Here is a 21,250-nt window from a genome sequence, read left to right as displayed (position 1 = left end):
CAGGGTTTTGACAGGTGTGTTTGACTGGGCAACCGCAAGCTCACTTTTCGCCCGACGTTTCAACACGCGGGAATGCCGCCATGAGCCAGATTCGCTGCGCCAGCTGCAATTACGCAGCGGACGATTGGGGCTGCTTGGCATACAAAGACATCAGTTTGGCTTTTAAGGATTCAAACGCTGTTATTTCTGTCAGGTCCCAGCAGGCGAAGAGCATGGTTCAGTAGTCAGGTGAGAGGTTTCAGGCACTCATCACAAAACTATCGCGCGCCGCAGGATATGCCGTGCAACGCCAACATGATTAATGAACTGCATATCGCTTGCGTCAGGGAGGAAAGATGAGCAGCAATTTTGAGTTGGTATCCGCATTGAACACAGGAAATCTGGACCCCTCCTTCGGATCAGGAGGTATCGTCGGCTTTCCCGGATTACAAGGGCAGTGTCGAGCTGTGGCGAAAGATCAGCAGGATCGCTTGATCGTCGCGGTCTGGGCCAATAGGGCATGCGAAGTGTTTCGACTGGATCAACATGGCACGGTTGATCGCTCGTTCGGCATGAACGGTAGTGTGCTGGTTGAGTTCGAAGCAGGATTTGATACCCGGGTTAACCGCATCCTGATTCAGCCTGATGGGAAGATATTGTTGGCGGGAGTACGGTTCCAACTGAACCTTTCGAAAGGTTTGCCGGCTCTTGCCCGATTGGACGACAAGGGCAGCCCTGATCATCAATTCGGGGTGGACGGCAAAGTTGTTTTCAAGGGGCGCCCCGATGCGGAATACAGCATTTTTCTGGGGGAGGTTGATGTTGTGTCAGGGGCCCCCGGAGAACTTTTAATGACATTTCCCTACGTGGACATTGCTGGAGGAATCGGCACTGGCGCCACATTACTGCTGACAGTCAATGATGTGACGGGAGAGTTGATCAGAACACATCCCGTTCAATACCGAGGTTTGAACACGGTCATTAACAGCATTGCACGCTTGAAGAGCGGAAAACTCATTGCAGGCGGCTATGTCACTCTGTCTTCAGGAGAAGATCGTATTCTCTTGAATCGCTACGACGCTGATGGCTGGCCTGATCTGAATTTCGGTGAATATGGATCTATCGTGTATGGGCCTCTCCCCGGCTATTACAAAGCATCGAAAGTGTTGTTGCAGGCTGATGCTGTTGATCAGGGAATTCTGGTAATGGGGTCGTATCAGAAAGAGGGTTCCTTACCCCATTGGAGTGCTTTGGTGATGAGATTCACTGAAAACGGTCAACCGGATGGTTCGTTCAATAAAGGCGAACCCGCTTTGGTTGATGCCGAGCAGCAAACCGATTGGGCGGCGGGCGCTCTGCAACAAAATAAAGCCATCGTCATGGCCGGAACGGCGGGCCTGCGCGGTATTTCACAGGCATTGATACTCGGGCGAGTGCTTGAGGATGGGAGCTTCGATAAAACATTCACGGACAAGGGGTGGGTCATAGGCCCAGGCGGGAGCGGCGTCTCGGGGTTGGATATTCAGGACAATGGTCGATTGGTTATTGCGGGTGATGAAATGGCTGAGAGATTCTTGCCCAAGGTATTCGGCTACCAACCCTGAGTGAACGCACACCGAGCCGATTTGAGTAGTCACTCGCAAAAAAGGCGCCTCCCCAAACGGGAGGCGCCTTTCCTTTAACCGCCGCTAAAACTTACTCGGACAGTTTGTACGCAATCACATAATCACCCTGCTTGGTGCCCAGCGATCCATGACCACCCGCAACGACCAGCACGTATTGCTTGCCGTCCTTGCCGGTGTAGGTCATCGGCGTGGTTTGTGCGCCGGCTGGCAGGCGGCCTTCCCACAACTGTTTACCGTTTTTCACGTCGTAGGCGCGCAGGTATTGGTCGAGGGTGCCGCTCAGGAAGGCCACGCCACTGGCCGTGGTGAAGGCCCCACCCAGGCTAGGCACGCCCATGCTCAGCGGGATCGGAACCGGTGAGCTGTCGCGCACGGTGCCGTTCTTGTGCATCCAGATGGTTTTGTTGGTGGTCAAGTCGACCGCGGCCACGTAACCCCAGGCCGGTGCCTGGCACGGCAGGCCCATTGGCGACAGCAGGGCTTCGAGGATCACGCCGTAAGGCGCGCCTTTGTTGGGCTGTACGCCTTCGGTTTCGCTGACGCGAGGGCCTTGTTTGGCGATTTCGGCGGTCGGGATCAGTTTCGATTTGAACGCCATGTAGCTCGGGTTCACGAAAGCAATCTGGCGCACCGGGTCAACCGAGATGCCGCCCCAGTCGAACACGCCGAAGTTACCGGGATAGACGATCGAGCCTTGCAGCGATGGCGGCGTGAACATGCCGTCGTAGCGCAGGGATTTGAAGTCGATCCGGCACAGCATCTGATCGAACGGGGTCACGCCCCACATGTCGCGTTCCTTGAGGGTCGGCGGCACGAAGTTCAGGTCGGACATCGGTTGGGTCGGCGAAGTGTGGTCGCCTTCCACTGCGCCTTGCGGCACCGGGATTTCCTTGATCGGCACGATCGGCTGACCATTGCTGCGGTCCAGCACGTAGATGCTGCCTTGCTTGGTGGACGCGAGTACCGCTGGCTTGACGCCGTCAGCGGTTTTCAGGTCCATCAGGGTTGGCTGGCCGCCGACGTCCATGTCCCACAGGTCGTGGTGAGTGAACTGGAAGTGCCAGCGCACTTTACCGGTGGCGATGTCGAGGGCGGTCAGGCCGGCGGCGTGCAGTTCCGATTCAGGGGTGCGTGCGCCACCGAACTGATCCGGGGTCTGGTTGCCCATCGGCAGGTAGATCATGCCGAGTTTTTCGTCGACGCTGAAGATCGACCACATGTTCGGCGAGTTGCGGGTGTAGACCTTGCCTTCGGCAATCGGCGTGGTGTCGTCCGGGTTGCCGCTGTCCCAGTTCCACACCAGTTTGCCGGTGTGCACGTCGAACGCGCGGATCACGCCGCTTGGCTCGTCGATGGAAACGTTGTCGGTGACGTGGCCGCCAATCACCACCAGGTCTTTGGTGACCGCTGGTGGAGAGGTGGAGTAGTAACCGCCGGCAGTGAATTCACCGATGTTGGTCGTCAGGTCAACCTGACCACCGTTGCCGAAGTCTTCGCACATTTTGCCGGTGTCGGCGTTCAGGGCGATCAGGCGGGTGTCGGCGGTCGGCAGGAAGATCCGGCGCGGGCAAACACTGGCGACTGGCGCGTTGGCAGTGCCGGTAGGGCTCTGCTCGGATGCGTAGGCGGCGTCATCGTGATAGGTCACGCCACGGCAGGTCATGTGCGCCCAACCCTTGAAGTTCGCCGCGTTCTGCGTGGAGAGCTTCGGGTCGAAACGCCAGATTTCCTTGCCGGTGTCCGGGTCCAGCGCGATCACCTGGCTGTGCGGCGTGCAGACATAGAGCATGCCGTTGGCTTTGAGCGGGGTGTTTTCGGCGGTGGTTTCGCCCGGGTCGTTCGGCCCTGGCAGGTCGCCGGTGCGGAAGGTCCAGGCCGGAACGAGTTTGTTCACGTTCTGCGGGGTGATCTGGCTCAGTGGCGAGTAACGATCGCCATGGGCACTGCGACCGTAGGAATTCCAGTCACCGTCCGGCATGGCCGGGGCGGTGTTGCTCATGCCCGGCACGCTGTCGCGATCCAGTTGGCCTTTGATTTCACCGGGGTTGGTGAACAGGCTGGCCAGCGCGGCGATACCGGCAATGACCACGGCAGCGCTCAGTACGCCAGTGCCGACCGGGTTGAATTCGCCGGTACGCAATGGACGACGAAACCATGGCAGCAGCATGACGATACCGAGGGCAAAGAGCAGCGCCAGGCGTGGCACCAGTTGCCACCAGTCCAGGCCGACTTCCCACAGTGCCCAGACGGTACTGGCGAACAACACCATCGCGTACAGACTCAGCGCGGCATAACGGTCGGCAAGCAGCAACACGCCGGTCAATGCCAGGCCGATACCGGCCAGCAGGTAATACAGCGAGCCGCCGAGCATGCTCAGCTTGATCCCCCCGGCCAGCATGGCCAGGCCCATTAGCAGAAGCAGGATACCGAGCAGGCTCGGCAGCAGACGGCTTCGACTCAAAGCACCATCAGTGCTCATAGTGTGGTTCTCCGTGACGTTTTAAGTAGTCCCGCGCAGGTTCACTGTAGATGACGATCCGGCGTGGGCAGGGTTCATATAAAAACTGTTGGGACGATGCAGTCCTTGTGGGAGCGGGCTTGCTCGCGAAAGCGGTGGTTCAGTCAACATAGATGTTGAGGCTACCGGCCCCTTCGCGAGCAAGCCCGCTCCCACAGGGGGGTTGTGGTGTTGGTTAGAACGACGACTGGATCTTGATCCCGCCAATCAGCGCGTCATCGACCTGGTCAACGCCACCGGGGTGGCGGATGTACTGCAGGTTCGGGCGCACGGTCAGCCAGTTCGTGACGTGCACGCCGTAATAGAGTTCGGCGCTGTATTCGGTGTCTTGCGGTGGCAGGAAGGACGGGTCGTTGTAGTCGAACACGGCGCGGGCCTGATTGGTCGCCTCGGCGTTTTTGCGATAGGCCGGGTTGACGTGAACCCGAGCCAGGGCGAAACCGATGTCGTCCCTGGCGCGCGCATCGAACAAGCCTTTGTAGACGACGCCCGCCTGGACATAGTTGTCGATGGCGTTGGTCTTCTTGTCGTGCATCGTGCCGTTGGCGAACACGCTCAGGCCGCGGGAGTGGTCGCTGGCGCGGCTGGTCAATTGCTGCTGCACACCGAGCCAGACGCCATGTTTGCTCGACGCGCTGCGGTAAGCCTCGCCACTCAGGGCGGCCGGCTGACCGTTGCTGTCCTTGTAAGCGTCGGTGGCGTTGGCATTGCTGTAGTAATAGCCGGCGCGGTATTCGCCCGGCAGGCCGTTGAGCTTCGGCGACCAGACCAGTTCCACCGGCAGGATCGCCCCCTGGGTGCCGCTGCCGCTGAGCTTGAAACCATTGTCGCGATCAAGGTTCGACGGGTTTTGCTCGTAGGCGCCGACTTGCGCGTACAGCTCGGGCGTCAGGTGATATTTGACCCGCATCGCCCATTGGCTGACCGGCCAGTTGTACCAGATGTCGCCCACCCAGTTACCGACCTGGGAGCCGCAGAACGCCAGGTTCTGGAAGTCGCAGGGGAAGCTGTTGAAATCTTCGCCTTCGCCGAAACGGCCGACTTTGATGTCGAGCTTCTGATCGAAGAATTTCTGCTGATACCACATCTGCGTCAGGCGCCAGGTTTGCCCGCGGCCCCAGACTTCCTGAGCCGAAGTGAACCCGCCCACGCGCGGATCATTGATCCGGTCGTTGCTGATGTTATTGCCGTTGCGCTCGGTGATGGTCAGCTGAAATTCGGCGTCGTCCCAGCCTAGAATTTTCTGCAAGTTCAGATGAGTGCCAAAGCCGAACTGGTCGCTGTAGCGAGCGGTACGGTCGTGGTCATAACCGCCGTGCAGATTGCTGCCCATCTCGCCGGTGTAATCGACCTTGAAGTCGTAGCCTTTTTCCGAAAGTTCGGTGCGCGTGCCGTTCCAGTCGCCGAGCATCCACGGTGACTCGCTATCGAAGGCCGGAGCGGCCTGGGTGCAAGTGGCGAGGCCCAACGCGGTGAATCCGCCGATCAGGTTCAGGGCTTTTCGATGAGCAATAGGGGTGAAGACAGCGCTGTCTCGCGGAGTGGGGAAGTCGGGCATATAAGTAGAAATTCTGATCTTTTTCTGGGGGGTGAACTGAACGCAACGAGATGGATCGGGCAGTGAAGCGTTTCAGCTTAAGGGCGGCAGGATAATGATCTGTTACAAAGAGAGAAAGCGCTTTTACTGACATGCAGCTTTTCGGATTTGGTAACAGTCGTCTGCGACCGGTCGCCGCAGGGTATTAACTGGCAAAAAAAATGCGCAATTGTAGGAGCAAAGCTTGCTCGCGATAGCGCCGGCTCGATCCAACATCCATTTTGACTGGCAAGACGCTTTCGCGAGCAAGCTTTGCTCCTACAGGGCTGTTCTTGCTCCTGCAAATCGCTGTCGTTGGCCTACAGTTAACTGAGCCCTTCCACCCATCGAAGCCCTCGGCTAAGGTGCGCGGCTTCTTTATTCTTTCTTCGCGCAAAGGCCCGGCATGACCGAACAGAACAACAACCCGCTGCACGGCGTGACCCTGGAACAAATCCTCAACGCGCTGGTTGAACACTACGAGTGGTCGGGGCTGGCCGAACGCATCGATATCCGCTGCTTCAAAAGTGATCCGAGCATCAAGTCGAGCCTGACTTTCCTGCGCAAAACCCCGTGGGCGCGGGAAAAGGTCGAACGCTTATACGTGAAGTTGATGCGCACCAAGCGCCCGGTCTGAGCATGGTTAGCCTCTCGACGCCGGGGGCCGCCGCGAGGCGTCGTTTTGTTGCAGTGGCGACGGTGCTCGGCTGGGCGGGACTGAGCATTCAGCTGTACCTGATTTTCTACTCACGCTGGACGCTGGAGGCCAGCCTGCTCGGCGGGCTGGTCAGCTTCTTCAGCTATTTCACGGTGCTGACCAATACGCTGGTGGCGACCGTGCTGACGTGTGAACTGACGTCCCGCGAGTCGGCGGCGCGCCGCTGGTTTTTGCAGCCGTGGGTGAGTAGCGGCGTTGCCGTGAGCATCGCCGTGGTCGGCCTGGCGTACAACGTGTTGTTGCGCCATTTATGGCATCCACAAGGCTGGCAATGGCTGGCCGATGAGCTGATGCATGACGTCATGCCGCTGTTGTTTCTGGCGTATTGGTGGTGCTGTGTGCCGAAAGGCGCGTTGCGACTGCGGCATATCGCTGCGTGGGCGATCTATCCAGTGGTGTACTTCGCGTATTCGTTGTGGCGCGGGCATCTGCTGGCGGTTTATCCCTATCCGTTCATAGATGTCGAGAAGCTGGGTTATCCACAGGTGTTTGTGAATGCCGGGGGGGTATTGGTGGGGTTTTTTTTCATTGCGCTTGTGTTGATTGGACTGGATCGGTGGCACGCAGGTCGAAAGTAAGCACCCACTGCGGCGAGGGGCTTTTGTGGCGAGGGGACTTGTCCCCGTTCGGTCGCGAAGCGGCCGCAAGATCATGCGACTCGGTTCAGCAGATTTCAGGTCTGCTTCGCAGCCCAACGGGGACAAGTCCCCTCGCCACAAAAAAGCCCCTGACCACAGAAGTCCCCTGACCACAGAAAACCTGGCAGCCACAAAAGTCGTTGTCACTCCTCGTCGCTATCATCCAGCCGCCAGTAACCCACAGCTTTGACGAACTTTTCATCCAGTCCATGCTCATCGAGCAACACCCGGCGTATCTGTCGCGACACTTTGCTTTCGGTCGCCACCCAGGCGTACAAATTGCCACTTGGCACTTGCAGTTCCTTCACGGTGTTGAGCAAGTTGTTCTTCCCGCCTTCGCGCAAGACCCAGATCACATTCACCTGCGCAGCGCTTTCCAGCTTCTGTTGCTCGGCACCGTTCTCCACTTCGATGACCGCCAGCACCCGGCGATTGGCCGCCAGGCTTTCCAGGCGTCGAGCGATCGCGGGCAGGGCCGTTTCGTCACCGATCAGCAAGTAGCTGTCGAAGATGTCCGGCACGACCATCGATCCCCGTGGCCCGCCGATGTGCAGGAACTGGCCGGGTTTGGCTTGCTCGGCCCAGGTCGAAGCAGGGCCGTCGCCGTGCAGCACGAAGTCGATGTCCAGTTCCAGCGTGTCGAGGTCGTAACGACGCGGCGTGTAATCGCGCATGGCTGGCATCGGCTGATCGGTTTTGCCGGCACCGAGCACCAGGGTTTCCAGTGCCGCTTGTTCCGCCGCGTTTTGTGGAAACAGCAGTTTGACGTGGTCGTCCGTGCCGAGGCTGACGAAGCCCGCCAATTCCGGCCCCCCCAGCGTGATGCGGCGCATGCGCGGCGTCAGGTCGACCACCCGCAACACTTCCAGGCGACGGCGTTTGATCTCGTGGCTGACACGGTGGATGGTTTGCACGATCACTTCAGTCATTCGGCTTGCTCCTGAGCGGGTTGAACGGCAGGGCCGTCGACGATGGCTTTGGCGGTGTTGTTCAGCAGGTCGCGCACCCGCAGGATTTCTTCCGGGCTCCAGCGGCCGTGATGCATCTGCAAGGCATGACGCAAGTTGTGCACTGCTTCGTGAATTTCGGCGGGACGGTCATGGCCGCGCAATGAGCGCTTGCTGACTTCGATGCGCATCCGCACGCCGTCCAGTGCGATCGCCTGATCGCTTAATGACAGACGTCCGGCCTCGGTGATGGTGTAGCGTTTTTTCCCGCCCTCGGCGTCGCCCAGGATCATTTCGCTTTCTTCAAGGAAGGTCAGGGTCGGGTAGATCACACCGGGGCTGGGGCAGTAGGCGCCGTCGAACATGCTTTCTATCTGGCGGATCAAGTCGTAGCCGTGGCACGGCTGTTCGGCGATCAGCGCCAGCAGCAGCAGTTTCAGATCGCCGGGGGCGAAGACCCGGGGGCCGCGTCCACCGCGTTCACGGCCGGGGCGTTTCTCGAAGCCGTCGCGGCCGTCACCGTGTTCACGGTGGGGGGAATGATGGTCTCTCATTTTTTGCTTTCTCTCGTCGTGTTTAGATACAACTTAAGATATATCTTAACGAGAAGGCAAGGACTCCCGACCAGTGGCTACCCCCGAGCGTCGCGTCGGGTCGAAGCCTGCAATATCAAAAAAACGGTGGTTTTTAATTCAGTGAAAAGCCGGAAATTAGTGTTAACTCTCTAATGTTATGTGTATGGCCTAATGTTTGCTGGGTATGTAGTGTTAATCCTACAGAAGTGACTTCGTTAATATCTCGTTGTTATCGCGGATAGAGCAAGAATTGTAGTCTGTGTCTTACAGCCAGACAGTCACTTTTATGTTATTTCAGTTTTTTTCTTTCCTCGCTGATGCACTCTGGCTACACGGTTGTCGGAACTTGCCTGCTTACTTTCCAGAACAATTGGTCGATCATCTTTCGGCGTTGAAAGTTCGGTTGAGTCATAACTGCTCGTGACAGTTCTACTTATCCAGGAACTTTCAACGAATCGATTATTTAAAACGACAGGTACTGACTAATGTTCAAGAAAATCGCGTTTGCTGCTCCTTTGGCTGTTCTGGCACTGAGCTCCTCGATGGCGTTTGCCGCTACCGAGGCCAAGCACTCCATCAACATTGTGGCCCACGTTCCGGCCGACGATTTCTACGCGGTGCCGGTCGATTCGGACCTGGTCAACAAGGACCAGGACATGAGCTACAACCCGTCTACCGACTCCATGAGAACAGTCGACGGGCACTTTGACGTGCTGCACACCGCCGGCAAGGTTCACGCCCGCCTGGAAGGCGTGCCGAAGCTGATTGCCGGTAACAAGACCATCGACCTGAAAGTCGAGCTCAACGGCAAAACGCTGACGACCACTTCGCAGGAAGTTGTTGGCGAAGCCGAGTCCAACGTCCGCTATCGCGCACCGTTCAAAATCAGTGCAACAGGCGCCAAGCCTGATGCAGGTGATTACACCGGCGTTGTCCTGCTGGTCGTTGAACCTTCCGTCTAAGTAATACTCGCGGCAGAACGTTTACTTATTCAAAGTAACGTAACCGGTCGGCAAACTTTCGGATTGTCGGCCGGGTTTTGACTTCCTTGTAATCAGAGTACTTGTTCATGTTCCCGATGACGCCCATCGCGGCAGCGCTTGCGTTGCTGTTATGTAGCAGCGCATTTGCGGCGCCGACTTCTATTGATAACACCCCCAGAAGTTTGCTGGCCCAGGCCAAGGGTCTGCCGGCGGATTTCGAGGAGCATTTCTTCGATGTGCCGTTGGCCGTTCGGGTCGAGCTCGATCAGCAACCCCTCGGTGAGGCGATGATTGTGTTGTCCCGCGACGACCGGGTGACGTTGCTCGATTTCACCGATACCAGCGAAAGCCGTTTTGACGCCAGTGAGCGCCAAACCTGGGCCGATGTTCTCAAGCCTGGCGTGGCGCTGGGTGCCTGTACCGGCCAGTGCCCGGAACAGATGCTGGCGGTTCACTACAACCTGGAAAGCTCATTGCTGTCGATCGTCACTGAAAATGCCGAGCGCGACACTCAAGCCAAGCGTTTTTATGAACAGCCCGAAGGCGGCAGCAGCGGCCTGATGGTGCGCAACCAGCTCAACCTCAACGGAGGCCAGGAACAGGATCTGGGGGGGCGTTTCGGCCTCGAAGCCAGTGGTAGCCTTGGCAACTGGAGCCAGACCTTCGACATGCAACTGGCACGTCTTGGCGGCCCGGACACCAAGACCTACCACGCGGTGCATGAGCTTTACACCCAGCGCGAACTGCAAGGCAGTTTTTTTCGACTGGGATATTTCACCCCCAATTCCGAAGGCCTCACTCGCCAGCCGCGCTCGTTTGGCACCAGCCCTGACATCGCCGTGGGCGTGATGTACGGCAGTTCTGACAGCCTGGCGATCGACAGCCCGAAACCCAGCGTTTATCCGATTTATGTCACCGCCAATCGCCAGGCCTCGGTGGAGATTTATCGCGATGGTTTGCTGATCAACACCCAGTCCGTCCCGGCAGGTTTGCAAACCCTCGACACCCGGCCATTGCCCGGCGGTATTTACGAAGTGGAAGTGCGATTGATCGAAGACGGTCAAACCACCACGACCACTCAGGAACTGATCTACAAACCGAACAACTGGAGCAATCTCGATGAGCGCTGGCGCTACAACCTGTTCGCCGGGCAGGAAAGCAAATTGTTCAGCAACTGGGATCAACAGAACGACGGCGATGCGACGGCGGGAGCTGCGATCAACTACCTGCTGCATCCTCGAGCGATTCTAGGGTTGTCGGCACGTCAGGTCCGCAACACCCTTCAGTACGGCAGTTCCATCGACTGGAGCCTGGCCAACAGCATCAACCTCTACGCCAATCTGTACCAGACCGAAAACCACGGCAGCGGCGCCGATCTGCAAGTGCTCTACAACTATGGATCCGGCAGCCTGGTAGTGAGCCATAACCGTAGCTGGCTCGACACCACCAACACCTACGACACGTTGCCCGACGGCACCCGCGTGCGCCAACGTAACGTGTTCACCGGCGAAACCAGCAATTCATCGCTGGCGTTGAACCACCGGATCAGCCGCAAAAGTTCGCTCAACGCGCGGGTGTCTCACAGCGATGGTAACGTTGAAGGCGTCGGCCTGGACCTGGGTTGGACGCAACGCATGACGCTGATGGGCAGCGATGCCAACTGGCGACTGTCGCTGTTCGATCGTCCGGGCAGCTTCAGCAGCGGTGATGCGCGTAATCGCGGGGTCGATCTAAGCATCAACATGGCACTGGGCGGACCTGGTCAGCAAGTGTCCGGCAGCATCGGCTCGCGTACGGCCCGTGACGGCAGCCGCGACAACAACGCGTCACTCGGTTATCGCAAAGATCTGCAAGACCATGTGCTGCAAAGCGTCTCGGTAACCGCGCTCACCGACACCTATGGCGTCGGCTTGTCGAGCCTGACGAACTTTCGCACCGATGCAATCAACGGCGACGGTTTTGTTCAGCGCTCCTCCTTCAACGGCAACTTCACAGGCGGCGTAAACCTCGACAGCACGGTGGTCGTTGGTGGTCAGCGCATGGCCCTGACCAGCCAGCATCAGGGGCGCGGCGCCGGGATGATTGTCGACATCGAGTCCGATATCGACGGTATCGCCCTGCGCGCCGACGACCTCAGTGGCGGCAGCGTGGCGTTGCGCCCGGGGCGCAATTTCATTCCGTTGACGGCCTACAGGAACAGCTCGGTGAGCTTTGATTTCGAAGGCAACCACGTCCCGGCAGCGAGCATCGAACCCTCCCGTACCCGCTATCACCTGAACAAGGGCGGCGTGGACTATCGCCAGGTGCGGGTGATGAAAACCCTGACCGTGCTCGGACGCTTGCTCGACGCACAAGGACAGCCGCTCAAGGGACATCACGTGATCAACCATGCCAGCCGTGGGGTGACTGAAGTCGACGGGTTTTTCTCGATGGAAATGAACGCCGGTTCACCGACCCTGGAGGTGCGTTACGCCAATCAGTTGTTGTGCCAGTTCCGCCTCGATGCCAATCGTTATCGCAGTGAAAACAACGTGTTGATGATCGGTGATCTGCAGTGCACGCCGGACACGCTGGCCGATGCCAGTTCCTCTGACCAGAAGGCAGGTTGAAGCCATGAAAATCTCTACTATCGGCCTTGCGCTGGCGATGACGCTGGTGGCTCCATCGGTTGGGGCGTTGAATCAGGAGATCCGGGCGCTGTTCACCCCCGATCCCTCGCAGCCGCAAAAAAACGTATTCATCAACAAGACCCCCAACAGCGGCTATTGCGCGACTTACCCGGAACAGTGCCAGGACAACAATATGTTCAGCATTCGTTTGCCGGTTCGCTTCGGGCCGAGGGCAAACGTCGAACGGCTGGAAAGCATACCGGTGAAAGTACCGGCCAATTGGCGGCAACTGACAGTCACGAACAGGGACACACAGGAAACCGAAACGGTTGAGGTGCGCATTACCGGTGTCGGTTCCGAGTACATGCTGAGTCATACAGCCGCAAGCCTGGTCGGTGTGACAGACATACTCGAGGGACATCAGAAGCTGTGGGAGGGCAGTAGTTGGGTATACGCGCCACCTCCTTGCCAGTACAGCGGCGTAGGGGCGTACACACCCTATAGCTATCGGTTCTTCTGGAAAACCCCGATATTAAATGGGCCCTGTTACAGAAGACCCTACTTCGCTATTCCGTATATGTCCTTCGAAACTCTGGATATTGCCTATGAACTGCGCACGCCCAACCCGCTGGGAATGTCGAGCGGGCTCTATACCGGATCGATGAGCTATCGGGTCGGCCCAGGCGCTGATTTCGACTTGGGAAGCATGCCTGCGAACGACAGTGACCTGACCCTGGACTTCGTGCTGGACGTACAACACACGCTGAAAGTCGATATTCCTCCTGGCGGGGAAAAAGTCCGGTTGACCCCGGCAGGTGGCTGGCAAAGCTGGTTGCAGGAAGGGCGCAAGCCTGTACGGCTGTTCCGGGATCAGACTTTCAATATCTCGGCGTCGACGCGTTTCAAAATGCACCTGGAATGCGAAATCGCCATAAGACCTTTTGAGTGCATGATCAAGGACCACACGACCGGGCGTGCGGTTGAGGTACAGGTCAGCACCACGCTGCCAAATGGCCTGACCGACCTCGCCGGTCAACCGGTCAAGCAGCGTCGGCTACGTGTCGGTGCCGAGAATGCCCAGCAGTTTCAACCGAGCTTTTATATGGACAGGCGTCCCGGCGTGTTGCACTTCGAAATTCCCTCCATCCATATGGGCTTCATGCTAAGCCCCGGTCAGGCGGGCTACTACGCCGGCAACGTCACGGTGATTTGGGATTCGGATCTTTGATGGGCTGCGTATCGCCAAGTGCCGTCCGTGTTGTGTTCATTGTCATGAGGTTCAAGGGTATGAAACGTCTGTGGTTGCTGTTGGGTTTGAGCGGTTTTTCATTGGGTCTTCAGGCCGGGCCGCAGATCAACGTCGGAACGGTCTACGACTATCTGGACGGTGACAAGAGCACCTACCTCAAGCGTGTGTTCAACCGCGGTGACAGCACCGCGTTCGTCAAAGTCAACATCCTGGAGATCCTCTACGACGACGATGGAACGTCCCGTGAAGTGCCGGTCAAGACCCAAGCGGATGCAAGTGGCCGCGATGGCTTGATGGCCAGTCCCGCGCGCTTGATCGTGCCGGCCAATGGCATGCAGGGCACACGCTTGCTGCTGATGGGCAATCGGGACACCGAACGATATTTTCGCGTGCGCTTTGTGCCGGTGGTGCCGGAAAAGGAAGACGATTTTGCGGTGTCCAGCGAGGAACGCGATGAGTACAAAAAGAATCTGTCGGCGGGGGTTAACGTCATGACCGGGTTTGGCACGGTGTTCTTCGTACGGCCAAAGGACAGTCGTTTCGACAGCGTGATCAATGACGCAGCCGAGCGTTACACGCTGCGCAATAACGGTAATACGGTCGTGGTGGTCGATGAGTTTCGCAACTGCTCGCTGAAGGATGAGACCGAGTGCGAGCCGACTACCAAACACCACATCCTTGCGGGCAAGACGTTCGAATTCGAGAAAAAGCCCGGTCGCGAATACCGCTTCACTCTGGTCGAGGGCAACGCGAAAAAAACGCTGCGCACTGCCAGCAAGCAATGATGAGGCGATCGGTGATGCAACAGATAACTGACAAGATCAAGCAAGCGACCGTCGCCGGATGCGTGGGTGCCTTGACGCTGATAAGTGCTTGCGCTTTCGCTGCGCGGGAGGAGCACACGTTCGAAGTGTCGGCGGATATTCCGACCCTTGGGTTTTATGTAATCCCGGCCGAGTCGGACTGGATTCACCGACCGCAGCGGTTGAACTGGAACCCCTCCACAAGGACCCTGAGCAGCGTGCGCAAGTATTTCGATGTGCGGCATGACACCAGCGCCATTGAAGCGCGCCTGGAGGCCACCCCCTACCTGTCGAACGGCAAGCCGAGTGACAACATGGCATTGCGGGTCAGTTTCAACGGATTGGAGTTGAGCCCGGACCTTTCTTCGCGGCTGGTGGTGTCGGCGGCTGAAGCCGCGGCAGGCACGCGGGTGTTGCTGGAGATCGCGCCGGTGATGCCGCCCGGGGGATACCGCCCGGGGGATTACGACGGCAACGTACTGTTGTTGTTCAACGCCAGGGCGCCGGGGGCGTGAGCACAAGCAGGCGCTTCGGTTTTCAAGGCGCTCGCGCATCGGCCGCCACCATTGAACTGAATGTCTGAAACTCACAGTCGCGATGTCGGAACCGGCGCACACGCCACACTGCTTCCCGGTTGCAGATACGGCGTCAGAATCGGCGCCATCCCCTTGAGCACTTGCACTGGCAGGGCCGAGGTGAACTTGAACGCTTCGGCCGTTTGCCCGGGCACAAACGCGGTCATTGTGCCGAAGTGACGATCGCCGATGTAGAACACGAAGGTCGCGGTGCGGTTAATGGATTTCGAACTCAGAATTCGCCCCCCCGAACCGAAGGCCTCGATGCGGTTATCTCCCGTACCGGTTTTGCCGCCCATGCCCAACGGTTTGCCATCAGGCGTTATGAAACTGCCGGAGATGCGTTTGGCTGTGCCGGCATCCACCACCTGCGACAACGCTTCGCGCATGGCTGCGGCCACCTCGGAAGGCATCACCCGTTTACCGACATCCGGGTCATTGATCAGTTTGGTTTCGTACGGTGTGTTCGCTGCAAAATGCAGGCTGTCGATGCGCAGCGTGGGCATGCGCACGCCATCGTTGAGGATGGTGCCGATCAGCTCCGCCAAGGCTGCCGGACGATCGCCGGAGCTGCCGATGGCGGTGGCCAGCGATGGCACCAGATGATCGAACGGATAGCCGACTTTCTGCCAGCGCTGGTGAATGTCGAGAAACGCTTCGATCTCCAGCATGGTGCGAATGCGGCTGTCGCGCGCACCCTTGTGGCGGCTTTTGAACAGCCAGCTGTAGACTTCCTGACGCTCGAACTGGCTGGCTTTGACGATCTGGCTGAACTTGGCGTCGGGGTTGTTCAGCAGGTAACCGATCAACCACAAATCGAGCGGGTGAACCTTGGCGATGAAGCCTTGGTCCGGCAAATCATAGGCGCCAGGGCCGTAGCTTTCGTAAAGCCGCTGAAGACGTTCGTCGGTCAGTTTTTCGGTGAGCTTGGCGCCTTTGAGGTGCGAGCGCACGAACATGTTGAAGCTTTCCTGACTGGCCTGTGGCAACAGATACCGATGCACCGCGGCCATGCGGATCGGGGTCGGGCGCATGCCGTCGAGGAAGGTCTCGAGCCGCGCCTGGGTGTCCTTGTTCTTGTATTTCTTCCAGAACTTCAGCAGGAACGACGTGCCTTCGCGGTCGGCAAACGAAGCCAGGTATTCCTGACGCCGAGGGTCGCGATCGTCCTTGAGCAATTCGGCGCTGCTATTGGGGCCGGAATACGTGGTGTAGCGCACCAGGTCACGCATCAGCCGAATGAATGGCAGGTTGATCGACTCGCGCAGGGCATCGCGCAGGGTCGGGAGGCGGCCGTTGTCTTCTTTGCGAAAGTTAACGAATGTGTGCAGCCCGCCACCGGTGAAAAAAGCTTCACCGGGGCTGGCCGAGTATTTGCGATCCAGTGCTGCGCCGAGCATGCCTGGCAAATTGCGGTCCTTGGTCTGGATCAGGTAATCGACGGCCCAGCGACTCAGGCGGTCCTGATCGGGGACGTCGACCTTCTTCAGTTCCGGGACGGTCATCGTTGCGTATTTTTCGTGCAGCTCGGCGATGATCTGCAAATAGGTGGTCAGCACACGCATCTTGGCGGTGGAGCCCAGTTCCAGCTTGCTGCCTTCATTGATATCGAACGGCTGGTCGGTGCTGTCGGTCTGCACCCGCACCCGCGAACCATCCGGGGTCAGTTCGAACAGCGTGAAGCTGTAGCGCACCTGGGCGGTACTGGTGGGGGTCAGCAGGCGTTCGCCCATCAAGCCGATCTGCGCCGCAAACTCAGGGTCGGCCAGATGCTTGAGGTACTCGGTGGCCTGGGCTTGCAACTCGCCTTGCAGGGTGCTGGTGGCGGAAAGATCAAGGCGATCGAGGTCGTACAGTGGACGGTTGAGCAACCCGCCCAGACGACTGCGTGCCACGCTGATGCCCTTGTTGGTTTCGATTGGCTGAATGGTGGGTTGTGTCTGCCAGTCGCGATAGGTCACTTTGCTGGTCAATGCCGCCGCCGCAAGTGGGGCATCGATCACGCCATTCTGAGCCAGCAGGCGAAGGTGGCTGTCGGTGAGGCTGGCCAGTTCCTCGCGCCCCTTGGTCAGGTAGTGGGAAGGGCGGCGCTGGGCAATCATCAAAGACAGCATCTCCCGCAGGGCCAGACCTTTTTCCGACATGCTCTTCGCATCGGTCTCCTTGCTGGCCAGCCGCTCGTTGGCCTGGTTGAAGTCGGCGCCGTACCAGACACGCAAACCTTCGGCCATGCCATGCACTTCACCGTGGCCGGGTACCGCCGACAGAGGCACGCTGTTGAGGTAATCGCGAATCACATTCTGCCGGGCTTCGAGGGTCTCCGGCCCGGCCTGATAGGCGCGCACGCTGGCAGAAATCATCTGACGGATTTTTTCCGCGCCCGACACGGTCAGGCCATCGGGTGAATGCCGGTACTTTTCAAGTTGCGTCGCCAGGGTACTGCCGCCCGCCGACTGGCCCGGCAGGTGCATCAACTTGGCAACCTGGGACCACGCTGCCATGCCGAACCGCGGCCAATCCACGGCAGGGTTGGCCCGGGGCTGACGGGGATCGAGCAGAAAGCGGTTTTCGATGAACAGCAAACTGTTGACCACCACCGGGGGGATCGCCGCAAAGCTTGAATACAGTTGTTGTGGGTATTTGTACTGGTAAAGGGGGGCCGCGCGGCAATCGGTGATCGACAATCCCGCCTGGATTTTTTCCGGGTAGGGCACGAAAAAGCCCTTGTCGGTGTAGTCCATCAGTTTTTGTGAAAACCGGGTTTGGGCTGCCACAACGTAGTCACGCTTGATCAGACGCGACAGGAATTCATCCAGAGAGCTGTAGCCCAGGCGCAGGTCGAAAGGGCCGGCACCAGGATAGCGAATGGCATCGCTGGGACCGGGTTTGAGCTCGTAGCTCAAAGTGGCGGCGTATTGGCTCAGTTCCCGGGATTGAAACTTCGACGTGCGCATTTCCTTGGCTGCGGCCAGCCCCAGGACAATCAGGATAATCAGCAACAACAACCAAAACGCACCCCAGCCGTGCCTGGTGCGACTGCTTCGGGATTTTTCAGGTAAAGGCGTTTCGTCCATACGTCCAGTCTGAACCACATTTTTACTCGAATCGGTTTGCCACAAAACGCCCATAGTCGACTGATCCATTCACGCAGATTGAGAGGACTTGTCTGAAGCTTAGACGGTGGTTGGCCTTGGTGAAAAAATTGTGAATGCACAAGTATCGATTTCCCATCATTCCCTGTGGTGAGGGGGCTTTTGTGGCGAGGGGGCTTGCTGTGGCGAGGGGGCAAGCCCCCTCGCCACAAAGCCCCTCACCACAAGAGCCCCCTCACCATGCGCGGTGGGGAGTCTGAAACGCCTGAACTAGAGCCATCAGACGGTAACTTCTACGCAGGTAGGGGCATGACGACGCACCATTACCGTGCAATACTCCGCGCCGTTTCATTGGCGAATAATCCTACGTAAGCCAGTTAATGCCACTCCGTAAACCGCACTTTTCCCGAGAGTTCTCGCTGAATGTTGTGGTTTATAGAGTGAAAAACCCTGTCAGAAGCTTTTTATACTGCACGCCCCGCTGATCTTGCCGGTTTTGTCCTGCAAGACGGGTTTGCCCACAAAGCAGGCCCGGTTTCAGAAAAGCATTGGCTTACCGGTCAGCGCTTCGACACTCGGTGGTCATATCCAATAACAAGATGAGGTTGTACTCCTATGCCAGGCAATCACCTGCCCAATGGCGAGACCGCTCAAGGCGGTCCGCTCAAACGCGAACTCGGCGAACGGCATATTCGGTTGATGGCGCTCGGTGCCTGTATCGGTGTCGGTCTGTTCCTCGGTTCGGCCAAGGCCATCGAGATGGCTGGCCCGGCAATCATGCTGTCCTACATCATCGGCGGTCTGGCGATCCTGGTGATCATGCGCGCCCTCGGCGAGATGGCGGTGCACAACCCGGTCGCCGGCTCCTTCAGCCGCTACGCTCAAGACTACCTCGGCCCATTGGCGGGCTTCCTGACCGGTTGGAACTACTGGTTCCTGTGGCTGGTGACCTGCGTTGCGGAAATCACCGCGGTGGCGGTGTACATGGGCGTCTGGTTCCCCGACGTGCCGCGCTGGATCTGGGCACTTGCCGCGTTGATCAGCATGGGCTCGATCAACCTGATCGCAGTGAAAGCCTTCGGTGAGTTCGAGTTCTGGTTCGCCCTGATCAAGATCGTCACCATCATTGCGATGGTGATCGGCGGTGTCGGCGTGATCGCATTCGGTTTCGGCAACGACGGTGTGGCGCTGGGGATTTCCAATCTCTGGGCCCACGGCGGCTTCATGCCCAACGGTGTGCAAGGCGTGTTGATGTCCCTGCAAATGGTGATGTTCGCCTACCTCGGCGTCGAGATGATCGGCCTGACTGCCGGTGAAGCGAAGAACCCGCAGAAGACCATTCCCAATGCGATCGGCTCGGTGTTCTGGCGGATTCTGCTGTTCTACGTCGGCGCGCTGTTCGTGATCCTGTCGATCTACCCATGGAACGAAATCGGCACCCAGGGCAGTCCGTTCGTGATGACCTTCGAGCGCCTGGGTATCAAGACCGCCGCCGGCATTATCAACTTCGTCGTGATCACCGCGGCACTGTCGTCGTGCAACGGCGGTATCTTCAGCACCGGGCGCATGCTCTACAGCCTGGCGCAGAACGGTCAGGCCCCGGCCGGCTTTGCCCAGACTTCGAGCAATGGCGTGCCCCGTCGCGCGTTGCTGTTGTCGATTTTCGTGCTGTTGCTGGGTGTGCTGCTCAACTACATGGTCCCGGAGAAAGTCTTCGTCTGGGTCACCGCGATTGCCACCTTCGGCGCGATCTGGACCTGGGTGATGATCCTGCTGGCCCAGCTCAAGTTCCGCCAAGGCCTGAGCGCCAGCGAACGTGCCGGCCTGAAATACAAGATGTGGCTGTACCCGGTCAGCTCGTACTTGGCGCTGGCGTTTCTGGTGCTGGTGGTCGGCCTGATGGCGTACTTCCCGGACACTCGCGTGGCGCTGTATGTGGGCCCGGCGTTCCTGGTGCTGCTGACGGTGTTGTTCTACGTGTTCAAGCTGCAACCGACCAATGTGTCGCAGGGTGCGGTGCGTTCGGCTTCGTAAGGTGTAACGCCTGAAATGAAAAAGCCCCGGTCCATTGGCCGGGGCTTTTGCATTTCAGGCTGTCGCGGTTTGCACTGATCGATTCAGGCGTTTATTGAAATCCAGCCACGCCCCCAGCAACGCCATCACCCCTGCACCCACCAATGCGGTGAAAACCTGCATGGCAAACGCATCGTCGGTCAGGGCGTTGAGCATGTCCGCCAAGGGCGCCAACAGCACGCCGAGGCAGAAAACTTCCAGCGAGTAGCGCCCCATGCGGCAGCATTGCTGCGCCAGCCAGTTTTGCGTCCAGCCACTGCCGGGCAAGAGCCTTGCGGTGACATAGGCCAGCGCCAGGAAGTGCAGCAGACGGACCGGCGACAGATCGGTCTTGCTGATCGGGTACAACAAGTTGCTCAGGCTCGCCGGCATCAGGGCATCGTGTATTTGCGGCCAGCGCCAGGAGACAGTAATCACCCCGGCCACCACCACGTACACCGCCGCGCTGACAAACAACGGCTGGCGCAACAGCCGTTGTTTGTCGGGCACACGTGGCCGCTGCCCGTGAATCGCCATAAAGCCGCCGAGGACAAACAGCAGTTGCCAGGTCACGGGGTTGAAGTACCACACACCGTCCTTGATGGCCGCCAGGTTCCAGCCAAACCGCGGTGCCAGCAAGTACACCGCCAATGACACGGCGACGACCGCCCACGGCTTGCGCACCAGCAACGGCAGGACCAGTGGCAATCCCGCCAGCAACACGATGTACAGCGGCAGCGGGTCCATCAGGTTCGGCTTGAAGCGCAGCAGTAACTCATCCGTCAACGCTTGCTGGGGGTTGGTGATGAAGTGATGCAGGCCCATTTCTTCTACCAGATCGCGGGTCTCCACATGGCTGTTGGCGAAGAACACGATGCCCATCAGCATGGCCAGCAGGAAAATATGGACCACGTAGAGCACCCAGGCGCGCCGCAGAATCTTCACGCAGGCGATCAGGTAACCATCGCGCGCAAGGATTTTGCCGTAGGCCAGAACGGCCGCGTAGCCGGCGAGAAACACGAATATTTCTGCCGCATCGCTGAAACCGACATTGCGCAGGGTGATTTGGCCAAGGGGGTTGTGAGGCACGTGATCCCAAAAAATGAAGATCAGTGCCAGGCCGCGAAAAAAGTCGATTCGGTGATCGCGCTCAAACGTCATGACGGCAGGCTCGTGAACGGGTGTCGGGAAAAGGAGAAGCCGAGGCGCCAAAGATTGCGCGCCGCACTTAGGCGGCGCGCAGGGTGGCGTGATTCGCGGGCAATTGCAAAACGGGGATATTACGGAATGTCTCTTGGCATTGAGGTAAGC

Annotated in this window: 15 protein-coding genes; 9 read left to right on the top strand and 6 right to left on the bottom strand. The window is 58.6% G+C overall.

The features are described from left to right. The first annotated feature begins 335 nt into the window (after positions 1-335). Positions 336-1,583 carry an NHL repeat-containing protein gene (locus tag PFAS1_RS05835; protein WP_076028510.1) on the top strand — a complete coding sequence of 416 codons (1,248 nt, stop codon included), beginning with the start codon at positions 336-338 and terminating at the stop codon, positions 1,581-1,583. 91 nt (positions 1,584-1,674) lie between these two features. Here PFAS1_RS05835 and PFAS1_RS05830 read toward each other — a convergent pair whose 3' ends face one another. Both PFAS1_RS05830 and PFAS1_RS05825 read right to left on the bottom strand, forming a co-directional pair. Continuing rightward, positions 1,675-4,083 (bottom strand): glucose/quinate/shikimate family membrane-bound PQQ-dependent dehydrogenase, encoded by a 2,409-nt coding sequence (locus tag PFAS1_RS05830; protein WP_076028509.1) that lies wholly within the window; start codon positions 4,081-4,083, stop codon positions 1,675-1,677. 214 nt (positions 4,084-4,297) lie between these two features. Beyond that, positions 4,298-5,680, bottom strand: coding sequence for a carbohydrate porin (locus PFAS1_RS05825; protein WP_076028508.1), 1,383 nt, complete (start codon positions 5,678-5,680; stop codon positions 4,298-4,300). 424 nt (positions 5,681-6,104) lie between these two features. Here PFAS1_RS05825 and PFAS1_RS05820 point away from each other — a divergent pair, with 424 nt between their 5' ends. Both PFAS1_RS05820 and PFAS1_RS05815 read left to right on the top strand, forming a co-directional pair. Beyond that, positions 6,105-6,335 carry a VF530 family protein gene (locus tag PFAS1_RS05820; RefSeq protein WP_007944895.1) on the top strand — a complete coding sequence of 77 codons (231 nt, stop codon included), beginning with the start codon at positions 6,105-6,107 and terminating at the stop codon, positions 6,333-6,335. Positions 6,336-6,337: 2 nt separating this feature from the next. Beyond that, the gene (locus PFAS1_RS05815) at positions 6,338-6,994 is read left to right on the top strand and encodes a Pr6Pr family membrane protein (RefSeq protein WP_076028507.1); all 657 of its coding nucleotides are present in this window, start codon (positions 6,338-6,340) and stop codon (positions 6,992-6,994) included. Positions 6,995-7,197: 203 nt separating this feature from the next. Here the strand turns inward: PFAS1_RS05815 and PFAS1_RS05810 are convergent, their stop codons facing one another. After that, positions 7,198-7,983: a siderophore-interacting protein gene (locus tag PFAS1_RS05810; RefSeq protein WP_076028506.1), complete on the bottom strand. Its 786-nt coding sequence runs from the start codon at positions 7,981-7,983 to the stop codon at positions 7,198-7,200. After that, complete coding sequence (locus PFAS1_RS05805) at positions 7,980-8,555, bottom strand: PadR family transcriptional regulator (RefSeq protein WP_076028505.1); 576 nt, start codon at positions 8,553-8,555, stop codon at positions 7,980-7,982. Before PFAS1_RS05805 ends, PFAS1_RS05810 begins: the two co-directional genes overlap by 4 nt. A 506-nt stretch (positions 8,556-9,061) precedes the next feature. On the opposite strand from PFAS1_RS05805, the gene PFAS1_RS05800 reads away from it, so the two are divergent. From PFAS1_RS05800 to PFAS1_RS05780, 5 genes are all read left to right on the top strand, one after another. Continuing rightward, positions 9,062-9,538 carry a CS1 type fimbrial major subunit gene (locus PFAS1_RS05800; RefSeq protein ID WP_076028504.1) on the top strand — a complete coding sequence of 159 codons (477 nt, stop codon included), beginning with the start codon at positions 9,062-9,064 and terminating at the stop codon, positions 9,536-9,538. Between the two features lie 107 nt (positions 9,539-9,645). After that, positions 9,646-12,168 carry a CS1-pili formation C-terminal domain-containing protein gene (locus PFAS1_RS05795; protein ID WP_076028503.1) on the top strand — a complete coding sequence of 841 codons (2,523 nt, stop codon included), beginning with the start codon at positions 9,646-9,648 and terminating at the stop codon, positions 12,166-12,168. A gap of 4 nt (positions 12,169-12,172) precedes the next feature. Further along, on the top strand, positions 12,173-13,396 hold the full coding sequence (locus PFAS1_RS05790) for a hypothetical protein (RefSeq protein ID WP_076028502.1): 1,224 nt from the start codon (positions 12,173-12,175) through the stop codon (positions 13,394-13,396). A 59-nt stretch (positions 13,397-13,455) separates the two neighbouring features. Next, a complete protein-coding gene (locus PFAS1_RS05785) occupies positions 13,456-14,202 on the top strand; it encodes a pilus assembly protein (RefSeq protein ID WP_076028501.1) in 747 nt (248 codons plus the stop codon). 14 nt (positions 14,203-14,216) lie between these two features. Continuing rightward, positions 14,217-14,735: a CS1 type fimbrial major subunit gene (locus tag PFAS1_RS05780; RefSeq protein ID WP_076028500.1), complete on the top strand. Its 519-nt coding sequence runs from the start codon at positions 14,217-14,219 to the stop codon at positions 14,733-14,735. Positions 14,736-14,806: 71 nt separating this feature from the next. On the opposite strand, the gene PFAS1_RS05775 is transcribed toward PFAS1_RS05780, so the two are convergent. After that, positions 14,807-17,923: a transglycosylase domain-containing protein gene (locus tag PFAS1_RS05775; protein WP_076028499.1), complete on the bottom strand. Its 3,117-nt coding sequence runs from the start codon at positions 17,921-17,923 to the stop codon at positions 14,807-14,809. Positions 17,924-18,502: 579 nt separating this feature from the next. Between PFAS1_RS05775 and PFAS1_RS05770 the strand changes: the two genes are divergently transcribed. Continuing rightward, positions 18,503-19,921, top strand: coding sequence for an amino acid permease (locus tag PFAS1_RS05770; protein WP_074873993.1), 1,419 nt, complete (start codon positions 18,503-18,505; stop codon positions 19,919-19,921). A 54-nt stretch (positions 19,922-19,975) separates the two neighbouring features. Here PFAS1_RS05770 and PFAS1_RS05765 read toward each other — a convergent pair whose 3' ends face one another. Then, positions 19,976-21,100 (bottom strand): OpgC family protein, encoded by a 1,125-nt coding sequence (locus PFAS1_RS05765; protein ID WP_076028498.1) that lies wholly within the window; start codon positions 21,098-21,100, stop codon positions 19,976-19,978. Positions 21,101-21,250: the final 150 nt, after the last annotated feature.

The organism is Pseudomonas frederiksbergensis, from assembly GCF_001952935.1.
GTDB classification, from domain to species: domain Bacteria; phylum Pseudomonadota; class Gammaproteobacteria; order Pseudomonadales; family Pseudomonadaceae; genus Aquipseudomonas; species Aquipseudomonas frederiksbergensis.
This window is presented reverse-complemented; position numbering and strand designations above follow the sequence as displayed.